This window comes from Pseudomonas psychrophila, from assembly GCF_001043005.1.
Lineage (GTDB): Bacteria > Pseudomonadota > Gammaproteobacteria > Pseudomonadales > Pseudomonadaceae > Aquipseudomonas > Aquipseudomonas psychrophila.
The window spans coordinates 1-518 of the sequence record NZ_JYKZ01000114.1; the positions used below are offsets into that span (position 1 = coordinate 1).

At 58.5% G+C, this 518-nt stretch carries 1 protein-coding gene; it reads left to right on the plus strand.

All coding sequences use genetic code 11. The features are described from left to right. The coding region (locus TU76_RS24355) for a DUF2931 family protein (protein WP_048352716.1) at positions 1–518 on the plus strand (518 nt) is incomplete at both ends.

A 518-nucleotide genomic window follows, 5' to 3' on the forward strand; every position in this document is an offset into this window, starting at 1 on the left:
TGCAGATAACGACCCGAAGCTGGACTCATGGAGCCTGGACATTGACGCACCCTTTTATATGCAAGGGATGATCGAACTCATTGTCGTCGAGGACATCCATGGGCGTTATTTCAGACGTCCCGGAGGGGGGACCGTCGGTGGGGACGATCCAGGCCTTGATCGCGAGTACGCACGGGGGTGGGGCCCGGTTGGAGGAAACATTTACTCCATCAGCAGTATCGATTTGCCCAAACGGATATTCGTACGCTGGCAGTCCATTGTTGAGCAGAAAACCTACAAAGGCTGGGTCGACATTCCCGAGCGTGGCCGCAGCATCATGCGCGGCTCGACGGCACGCCGCTGTCCGGACTGGCCCGATTACCCTGCGAATCCCATGATTTCCGCCGTTCTAGGCGTTGCCCCGGGCGGGGTTATCCGAGTCTGGGCAAACGATAACTGCCTGAACGACAACCTGATCGCAGGTGCTCAAGCCGAGATTGAGCCGCTAGGGCCCTTCCAAGGGAAATCCAACGGCCGCT